The sequence below is a fragment of the Thiorhodospira sibirica ATCC 700588 genome, from assembly GCF_000227725.2.
In the GTDB taxonomy this organism is placed as follows: Bacteria; Pseudomonadota; Gammaproteobacteria; order Ectothiorhodospirales; family Ectothiorhodospiraceae; genus Thiorhodospira; species Thiorhodospira sibirica.
This window is the reverse complement of sequence record NZ_MU255056.1, coordinates 1,624,395-1,633,408: the sequence shown is the minus strand read 5'-3', so window position 1 is coordinate 1,633,408 and position 9,014 is coordinate 1,624,395. Positions and strand designations below refer to the sequence as shown.

At 56.1% G+C, this 9,014-nt stretch carries 6 protein-coding genes and 1 CRISPR repeat array; of the genes, 2 read left to right on the top strand and 4 right to left on the bottom strand.

Features of this window, described 5'->3' with window-relative positions; translation table 11 throughout:
• Positions 1-534, top strand: a 534-nt coding sequence (locus THISIDRAFT_RS07780) for an IS5 family transposase (RefSeq protein WP_221913977.1), incomplete at its 5' end; no start/stop codon positions are given.
• A 35-nt stretch (positions 535-569) separates the two neighbouring features.
• Here the strand turns inward: THISIDRAFT_RS07780 and THISIDRAFT_RS07775 are convergent.
• Positions 570-3,824, bottom strand: coding sequence for a response regulator (locus THISIDRAFT_RS07775; protein WP_006788701.1), 3,255 nt, complete (start codon positions 3,822-3,824; stop codon positions 570-572).
• A 20-nt stretch (positions 3,825-3,844) separates the two neighbouring features.
• On the opposite strand from THISIDRAFT_RS07775, the gene THISIDRAFT_RS07770 reads away from it, so the two are divergent.
• Positions 3,845-4,882, top strand: a complete 1,038-nt coding sequence (locus tag THISIDRAFT_RS07770) for an IS630 family transposase (protein ID WP_006788700.1) — start codon at positions 3,845-3,847, stop codon at positions 4,880-4,882.
• On the opposite strand, the gene THISIDRAFT_RS07765 is transcribed toward THISIDRAFT_RS07770, so the two are convergent.
• The 3 genes from THISIDRAFT_RS07765 to THISIDRAFT_RS07755 form a co-directional block, all read right to left on the bottom strand.
• On the bottom strand, positions 4,883-5,041 hold the full coding sequence (locus THISIDRAFT_RS07765) for a hypothetical protein (RefSeq protein ID WP_006788802.1): 159 nt from the start codon (positions 5,039-5,041) through the stop codon (positions 4,883-4,885). It abuts the gene before it with no gap.
• 329 nt (positions 5,042-5,370) lie between these two features.
• Positions 5,371-6,213: direct repeats of the CRISPR family, unit length 37 nt; unit sequence GTTTAAACCCTAAATCCACTACAACAAGGATTGAAAC.
• A 3-nt stretch (positions 6,214-6,216) separates the two neighbouring features.
• The gene (locus THISIDRAFT_RS07760) at positions 6,217-7,344 is read right to left on the bottom strand and encodes a response regulator (protein ID WP_006788801.1); all 1,128 of its coding nucleotides are present in this window, start codon (positions 7,342-7,344) and stop codon (positions 6,217-6,219) included.
• A gap of 58 nt (positions 7,345-7,402) precedes the next feature.
• Positions 7,403-8,827: a dihydrolipoyl dehydrogenase family protein gene (locus THISIDRAFT_RS07755; RefSeq protein WP_006788800.1), complete on the bottom strand. Its 1,425-nt coding sequence runs from the start codon at positions 8,825-8,827 to the stop codon at positions 7,403-7,405.
• Positions 8,828-9,014: the final 187 nt, after the last annotated feature.

The following is a 9,014-nucleotide window of genomic DNA, read 5'->3' as shown; positions in this document are numbered from 1 at the left end:
CATGACAGGCTACGCGCTCGGCTACGGCAACGCCACGGGCGTCACAAGCATCCGAGCGCCGGGTGTCTGGACAACCAAAGCGTCAAGACCACGGCGATTCCTGGCGAGCGCGGCTATGACGCCGGCAAGAAGATCAAGGGCCGCAAACGCCATCTTCTGGTCGATACCCTGGGGCTGGTGCTGGCCGTCGTTGTCACCGCCGCCAGCGTGCAAGACCGTGATGGGGCGCGCCAACTCCTGCGCCATCTCCCCGGTCATTGCAAAAAGCTGCGCACGATCTGGGTTGACGGCGGCTACAGTGGACGCCTGGTTGACTGGGTTGCCCAGCGCTTTCGTTTCGTCTTGACGGGGGCCTTGCGTCCCAAGGAGCGCCGAGGGTTTGTTTTGTTGCCGCGACGCTGGGTTGTTGAGCGGACCTTTGGCTGGCTGAACCACTCACGCCGTCTGAGCAAGGACTACGAGCGCTTGATGTCGAGCAGCGAAGCCTGGATTTATCTCGCAATGAGTCGACTGCTGGCTAACCGCTTGGCTTGAGGCGGTAGTTTCCAAACAGCTTCTTAGTGGTTTTTTTAGGAGCGCCGAGCTCTGGCTCGGCATAAAGGGGTGTTGTGCGGGGGCTGTTCGGGTGATCTGAGCAAATGGTCTTTGATCTGGTTGAGGGTTTGGAGTGCTTGGGCGTAATCGTAGTTTTCGATGTATTGCGCCAAGGGTTTGAGGTGTTCGCCCCAGAGTTCGCTGAGTTGTTTTTGGTGTTGCGCAAGGAATGTATTGGCTTGGGTGTCGCTGTCGGCGAGCAGGCTTTCCAGGGTGTTTAGCAGGGTGTGTGTTTGGGTCGGATCGGCTGGGTCTGGCTGTACGCTGGGCGCGGGGGTGTCGAGCGGGTCGAGGATGGGGTTGATGGCCTGTGCGGTGTGCTGCCATTGGGTGGCGAGGTTTTGTAAAAATTCCTGGATGAGGGCGGGAGCTTCTCCTTGTTCGGCGGCTTTTTCCAGCGGCAGGGCGAGGGTTTGCAGATGGATCATGCCCAAGGTTCCGGCGGCGCCTTTGAGGGCATGGGCGAGATGGCGCAGTGCGGCATATTCGCCCGCTTCAAGGTGTGCGTTCATTTGGTCGATGTCGTTGGCGTGGGTGTGCATGAATTGGCGCAATAGCCGCAGATAGCGGTTCACATCGTTGCGCACCATGCGCAAGCCCGCGAGAATCTCTAGCCCTTCTACCGTGCTTAGCCGTTGCAGCAGGATGGATTGCTGGGTGTCCATGGCGGCGGCGGTGTGTGTCAAGCTGGGCGGCACGAGGTCCGGCTGTTCATGCGTTCGGGCGGGAATCCAGCGCACCAGGGTGGCATAGAGTTTTTCCGGCTCGACCGGCTTGAGGACATGATCATTCATCCCCGCCGCGATGCAGCGTTCGCGGTCTTTATCAAAGGCATTGGCCGTCATGGCGAGAATGGGGCGCGTTGCCCAGCCTGGCAGGGCGCGGATGGCCTGAGTTGCCCGCAGGCCATCTAAAACCGGCATTTGCACGTCCATGAGCACCAGGTCGTAGGCAGAGGCGCGGGCTTTATCAATGGCGATCTGGCCATTTTCGGCGATGCTGACCTGCATCCCCACCGCTTCAAGCAGCTGGGTGGAGACTTCCTGATTGATGGCATGGTCTTCAACCAGCAGGATATGGGCGCCGCGCCGCTGCCACAGGGCGTATTCCAGGGCTTGGGTGTTGCGCTGTTGTTGCTGTTGTGCCTGGCCATTTTGCTGGATCAGTGCCGCCAGGGTGTCATGCAGAATCGAGCGAGTAACGGGTTTGCTGAGGATTTTGCTGATGCCGGTGAGGCTGGAGGCGTGTTCGGGAATTTGGTCGCCGTACGCCGTGACCATTAAAAAATTGGGCATATTTTCCAAGGGCAGGGCCTTGAGCCGTTGCGCGGTGGTAAAGCCGTCCATGTCCGGCATTTTCCAGTCGATAATCACCAGGCCATAGGGATCTTTGGCGTGGTCGGCCTCTACAATGGCATCCAGTCCGGCTTGCCCGGAGCAGACGGTTTCCGGGCGCATTCCCAGTTCTGCCAGCAGCTGGGCAAGCACCTCGCGGGCCTCAGCGAAATCGTCAATCACCAACACCCGCAGCCCGGCGAGCAGGTCAAGACTCGGGGCGTTTTGCGGCAAGGTATGCGACAGTGCAAAGGGAACCTCCAGCCAAAACTCGGTGCCTTGGCCCAGTTGACTGCGCACGCCCATCTCGCCGCCCATCAGTTCGGCCAGCCGCTTGCTGATGGCCAGCCCCAGGCCGGTGCCGCCATAGCGGCGCGTGGTCGAGCTGTCGGCCTGTTCAAAGGCTTGAAACAGGCGCTGGATTTGCTCTGCGGTCATGCCGATGCCGGTATCTTTGACCACCAAACGCAGCACCACCTGCTGGGCCGTTTGCCTGACCACCCGGCCAAGTACGCAGATGCTGCCCCGTTCGGTAAATTTCACCGCATTGCTGAGCAGGTTGATGAGGATTTGCGACAGTCGCAGACCATCACCGCGCAATACCAGCGGCAGGTGATCCAGATCGACGTGCAGATCGAGGTTTTTGTCCGCCACCTTTTGCGCTACCAGCTCGCAAACATGATCGAGAATGCGGGTCGGCTCAAAATCGGCCACTTCCAGGGTGATTTTGCCGGCCTCGATTTTGGAGATGTCGAGAATGTCGTTGATCACTTGCAGCAGATGCTGGGCCGAGCTTAACAGCTTGTCGAGCTGGCTGTGTTGTACGGGGGTCAGGGGGGCCCGTTTAATGAGATGCGCATAGCCCAGAATCGCATTCATCGGGGTGCGAATCTCGTGGCTCATATTGGATAAAAAGGCGCTTTTTGCGGTGTTGGCCACCTCGGCGGCCACCTTGGCGGCCTTGAGCTCGGCGGTGCGCGAGGCGACCAGCTCTTCAAGGTGCTGGCGGTATTCTTCCAGGGCTTTGGCGGTTTCGACACGCTGGGTGATGTCTTGGAAGGTGCCCAGGGCCACAGAGGATATGCCCGTGTCGTCGCGTTCCACTTCGATGCGCGCCTCAATCCAGCGCAGGCGGTTGTTGAGCAGAATGCGGTGGGTGATTTGTGTGGCGGTTTCGCAGTGCTGCGCCCGCTTCCAGTTTTGCGCCACCTGCACGCGATCCAGGGGATGCACACAGCTCATAAAGCGGGCAAAACTGGGGGGGCCGTCTTTTTTATCCAGCCCGAAGATGCGATAGCTTTCATCGGACCATTCCAGCGCCTGGGTGCGTAAGTCCATATAAAAATGGCCGGTTTTGGCCACGGCTTGCGCCCGATTCAAGAAAAGCTCGTTACGCCGCAGGGCCTGTGTGGTTTGCAGACGATGCTGATTGAGCAACACCATGCCCACCTGATCCGCCACCTGACAGCCAAAGCTGATGGCCTCGCTTTCCCAGGGTGCTGACCCGTCCTGCTGTTCAAAACACACCACGCCCACGGGTTTGCCGTGGGAGACAATGGAGCAATACAACAGGCTTTTGATCTGCGCGGGCTTAAGGTAGTGCGGATACAGGCAACGCAGACGTGGCTCAGTGTGTGGCTGCTCACTGAGCAGGTAGCGCTGGTGGCGGATGGCACGCAGAACACAGCGAAAGTCGCGCCAGGCCATTGCCTGGGGCTGGGTGTGTGTGTCATTGCCATATTGATAAAGATCCAGGCAGTACAAGCGGCGGTGTGCGGGGTTGTAGAGCCACACCGACACCCGCGCAATGCACAGCGCCTTGCCGATGCGTTCCGTCAGAGCCGGGGCAAAGGCCTCCACTTCGCCGTTATTAACCCGGCAACCAAATAGATCCACATTGTGCTATGATTTGATGCATGAAAAAAGATGATGCCAGAACCCTACACCCTGCGGCGCAGGAAGAGAAGCGCAAGACGGCGGTTCGTCTTTCCGAGAGCGGCTTGAGTCAGCGCGAGATTGCAGAACAGCTGGGCGTTCATTATCAGACGGTAGGCCGCTGGTTGGCAAAGTATCGCGCAGGAGGCGTGGAGTCGTTGCTTCGCCAACAACGAGGTCGCCGTCTGGGTTCTGGTAGACAGCTGGCACCGGATGAAGAAGCCGATCTGCAAGCACTGCTAAGGGAGCACACGCCTGATCAACTGGAAATGCCCTATGCCTTGTGGTCGCGAGAAGCGGTACAGGAGTTGATCAGGCAGGAGACCGGGTTGCGGATGCCGATTCGTTCGGTGGGTGAATACCTCAAGCGGTGGGGATTCACAGTGCAAACGCCAAAGAAACAAGCCTATGAGCAGCGCTCGACAGATGTGCAACAGTGGTTGGAGGTGGACTATCCCCAGATCCAGAGCCGCGCCAAGGCGGAACGGGCGGAGATCCACTGGGGAGATGAGACGGGGTTGAGGACGGACTGCCAGCACGTGCGTGGCTATGCACCCAAGGGTCAAACGCCGGTGTTGAGGCAGAATGCCAAGCGTGCATCCATCAATCTGATCTCGACGGTGACCAATCAAGGCAAAGTTCGTTTTCGCATTTATGAAGACAACATGAATGCGGATTTGCTGATCGATTTCATGAGACGCCTGATCAGGGGGAGTGAGTGCAAGATATTCTTGATTCTGGACAATCTCAAAGTTCATCATGCGCGCAAGGTCAAAGTATGGCTAAGCGATCATACGGCTGAGATCGAAGTCTTTTATCTACCACCGTATTCTCCTGAGTTGAATCCTGATGAATATCTGAACTGTGACCTGAAAGCAGGCGTTCACAAAGGTTCGCCAGCGCGAAACAAGGATCAATTGAAACAGAAAGTGCTGTCTCATCTTCGCAAACTGCAAAAACTACCTAAGCGAGTTGCGAGCTATTTCCAGGCTGAATCTATTCAATATGCAGCAGTGTAGCTATTTGGTTGCCGGGTTAATAATCGCGGCAGGGCTTTGATTGATTGCGCCGAGGAGTTGCGCGTGCAGTTTCAGACGGGCAGCAATGGCCTGCTGCTTTTGCTGGGATTTTTTGTGTTCGGCGATCAAGGCGCGCCGGGTGCGCTCCTGCTCGGTCATATCGCGTGACCCCTGGGAGCGCGGAGCACCAGCTCCGCATAAACTCCACGAGGCCTCCTGCAGCCTCGGCTTGCATTAAACGAAAATTTCAGTAACATCTCAGACCAGTGCCTTTTCACCAGGGCGCGACTGCTGAGACAAAAATATTGAGCTGCTGTAGGTGGCACGCTTTAAATCTTTGAAGGAAAAGCAAATAATTCGCTTTTTTCGATGTAAAGACCATGTTAAAAAGCCTTGTTATCCCTGTTTTTTATGAAAAAAGAGCCCAAAAAAAGATCTGCAATAAATCCTTATTTGATTGATTTTAAAGCGATTTACTACCAAATGGGGTTTAAACCCTAAATCCACTACAACAAGGATTGAAACAAGTTTATCCGTCGATAATCACACAACTGGCAATAGGTTTAAACCCTAAATCCACTACAACAAGGATTGAAACCAGTACGGTCAACTCCTTAGCGGTCAAGTCAATTGGTTTAAACCCTAAATCCACTACAACAAGGATTGAAACACACCATTGGCGAAACAATTTATATTTAATTTTTTAGTTTAAACCCTAAATCCACTACAACAAGGATTGAAACTTTGTTTTTATCAAATGCTCATGCTTTCGCTGAAAAGTTTAAACCCTAAATCCACTACAACAAGGATTGAAACTTAAGCAGCTCGGCTTGTGGCGGGTGACGCAGCAGGTTTAAACCCTAAATCCACTACAACAAGGATTGAAACCGACATACCTAAAAGAGGCCGCCCGCCCGCTAGCCAAGCGTTTAAACCCTAAATCCACTACAACAAGGATTGAAACACGTGATTGCGCTCATCATGCGCCGCGATATTCTTCGTTTAAACCCTAAATCCACTACAACAAGGATTGAAACAACATGAGCAGCTATACGGTAACGATTGCAGGACTCGGTTTAAACCCTAAATCCACTACAACAAGGATTGAAACAAATGCACAAAGCTGCGGCTGTGCGGATCGTATAAGTTTAAACCCTAAATCCACTACAACAAGGATTGAAACAAACTCAAAATTCACAATACCACCTCAGATCTGAGGTTTAAACCCTAAATCCACTACAACAAGGATTGAAACAAACCCCACTATCGCGGGCCTGGGCCAGCGCCTGGCGAAGTTTAAACCCTAAATCCACTACAACAAGGATTGAAACCACTCAATCCAGTCCGTTATCGGCAAACTGTTGTTGAATGGCGATAAACGAATCCTGCACCGCCACAAAGGCATCCACCACAGCCGGGTCAAAGTGGCGCCCGCGCTGTTCCAGGATATAGGCCAGGGCTTGCTCGTGTGACCAGGCCGCTTTGTAGACCCGCGCCGTAGTCAGCGCATCATAGACATCGGCCAGGGCCATCAAGCGCGCCGCTAAGGGAATAGCCTGCGCGGCCAAGCCCTCTGGATAACCGGCGCCATCCCAGCGCTCATGATGGCTTTGTGCAATCACGCTGGCGACATCCAGCACCGCCAGCGCCTCGGGCCGGGATTCCTGCGTCGTCTCGATATTGGCATATACCGCCCGGTCCAGCGCCCGGCGCAAGGTGCGAGCGCCAATGGTGGTATGGGTTTGCATCACCGCCCATTCCGCCGCATCCAGCTTGCCCGGCTTTAATAAAATCCGGTCAGCAATGCCAATCTTGCCAATATCATGCAAAGGCGCAGCCTTGACCATAATTTCCAATTGCGCCCCGTCAAGCAGCGCCGCAAAGGCGGGCTGCTTTTGCAGCTTGCGCCCCAACAGCTCCACATAAGCCTGGGTGCGGGTAATGTGATGGCCGGTTTCATTATCGCGGGTTTCGGCCAGCTCCAGAATCACACTCAGGCTAATGTTTTGTACCAGGATATTTTCCCGGGTGCGCCGGGCGACCTCCGCTTCCAGATGGAGATTATGCTGCTTGAGCAAGTCCCGCGCCTGTTTGAGCGCCAGCTGGGTCTTGACCCGTGCCAGCAAAATCGCCGGTTTGACCGGCTTGGTGATATAGTCCACCGCGCCGCGCTGTAAACCGCTCTCCTCATCCTCAATGCCACTGAGCGCGGTGATAAACATCACCGGAATGTCTTTAAGGGCGTAATCTTCTTGCAACTGCGCCAAGACCGCATAGCCATCCATGCCCGGCATCATCACATCCAGCAACACCAGATCCGGCGGCTGGCGGGTACGCATAATGTGCAGGGCCTGTTCGCCCGATTTGCAGGCGCGCACCTGATAGATCGGCGTGAGTAACTCGCTGAACACCGCCAGATTGGTGGCTTCATCATCAACAATTAAAATATTGGCTTGCGGCATTAAAAAAACCTTCTAAGCTCATGGGCATAAGGGCGGCGAGCGGTCTACTACCGGAGCCTTAACGAGGCTGATCGCCGAAGATCCATGGTGTCAATCCCCACTGATGCGCCAGGGTTTCGGTGGCATTGAGCAGCTCCTCGGCGCGGGCTGGATGGTTATAACGACCTTGCGCCAGATAGGCCAGCGCGGTGTTGGGGTCAGGGGCTAAAGAAAGCAGGTGAATCAGTTCACCGGCCTGTTCACCGACAATCTCCCCCCCCAGCAAACGCCCGGTATCAAGGTCAGCCAGCAGACGCACAAAACCCTCCGGCGCACTTTGTCCCAAGGCACACGGCGAGGCGCTAAAGGCGGTAAAGCCCACCGCCGGTTCATAGTCAAGGTCCTCGGCCTGGGTTTCATTCAAGCCGATACAGGCCATTTCCAGCGCACTATAAACCACCAGGGGAATCCGTCGCACATCAGCCGCTTGCCGCTGTTGCGGATGGAGCAGATTATGCAGCGCCACCCGCGCATCGGCCAGCGCATGATTGGCGCTCATCCAGGGGCTGGCGACATCGCCGATGGCGTAGATGTGCGGATGGGCGGTTTGCAGGTAGGCGTTGCGTTGAATAAAGCCCTGCGCATCCCGCTCAATCGCCGTGCGTTCCAGCCCCAGACCGCGCGTGTATGGCTGTCGGCCCGTTGCCAGACAGACCCAATCGACCGATTCAACCGTGCCATCCTCAAGATGCAGACGAACTCCGCCATCATCCCAGTGTACCTGCGCAATCACCGCGTTCTGGCGCGCCCCGACACCCTGCTCTGCCAGTGCCTGATTTAACAAGGCCCGCGCCGAATCACTAAAGGGCTGTTTTTTGAGCGGGATTGAACGGCTCAGCCAGAGCACCTCCAGCCCCAATTGCGTCAGAATAAACGCCAGCTCCACCGCGACCACCCCCGCGCCAATCAGTGCAATGCGACGCCCCGACGGCGGCGGATTGTTGAACAAGCCATCGGTATTGATGATTTTTCCCGGAACCAGTTTAAAGGGGGCTGGCATCGTGGGGGTTGAGCCGGTGGCAATGATAAAGTGTGCGGCGCGGATCTCCTCGTGCGTCGATCCGCGCTGCACCCGGACGCGGTGCGGATCAAAAAACTCCGCGTGACCGTGAAAGGCGGTGATCTTGAGCTGCTGCAAATACTGCACATAACTGTTGCGGATGCGCTCAACCACACCCTGCTGATGTTCCCACGCGGCATTGAAATCAGCGCGTAACTGCCCCTGCACCCCGCGCTCGGCAAAATGGCGCTGCGCACGCATCAGACGCGCCGTGTGATACCAGGTTTTTTTCGGCACACAGCCCCGGTTCAAACAACAGCCGCCCCACTCCCCACCCTCCACCAACGCCACCGTCAAACCGCGCAACGCCCCCAAAACCGCCGCCCGATAGCCCCCCGGTCCCGAACCAATCACTAACAGATCAAACACAGTATGGTCTTGCATCAGCGAATCTCATTGAGTGGATGATGCCTACCTTGGCATGATTGCACCCAAAGGGACAAGCCCGCCAAAAGCGCCATAGGAGCACCCCGCACGGCGTGGCCTATTTTTATGGGAGCGCCGAGTACGGTGAGGTGGACCCCATTGTCAAGACAAAAGGTGGCCGAGTTAAAGTTATCGCCTGCCCCTC